Genomic DNA, 479 nt, shown 5'->3' on the forward strand with positions numbered 1-479 from the left:
TGGCCTGGGCCGTCCGCCGGCGGAACTGCTAAGCTGGTATAGCGAAAGGCGCCTGTGGGCGCCTTTCGCGTCATGCGCCATGCCTGGGCTCTTTACCCCGTCCCTGGGGATGCGCCGCAGCCAGGGTTCTTGCCCGGTGCGGGGCTTGGCACGTTGTGTCGCTGAATGCGCAAGGAGTACGTCATGAGTGCCTTTCACGATCTCACCCTGCAGGGGTTGGATGGACAGGACCTGCCGCTTTCCCCGTTCAAGGGCAAGGTGCTGCTGGTGGTCAATGTCGCCTCCAAATGCGGCCTGACACCCCAGTACGCCGGCCTGGAGAATCTCTACCAGACCTACCGCGAGCGCGGTTTCGCGGTGCTCGGCGTGCCCTGCAACCAGTTCGCCGGGCAGGAGCCGGGCAGCGAGGCGGATATCCAGTCCTTCTGCAGCCTGAACTATGGCGTCAGCTTCCCGATGAGCGCCAAGGTCGAGGTCAA

The 479-nt window shown here is 64.3% G+C and carries 1 protein-coding gene; it reads left to right on the forward strand.

Annotated features, from left to right (window positions below):
• Positions 1-165: 165 nt before the first annotated feature.
• A partial coding sequence (locus FLO80_RS23795; RefSeq protein ID WP_223145549.1) for a glutathione peroxidase occupies positions 166-479 on the forward strand: 314 nt, incomplete at its 3' end.

The sequence above is a fragment of the Aquicoccus porphyridii genome, from assembly GCF_008369105.1.
GTDB classification, from domain to species: domain Bacteria; phylum Pseudomonadota; class Alphaproteobacteria; order Rhodobacterales; family Rhodobacteraceae; genus Aquicoccus; species Aquicoccus porphyridii.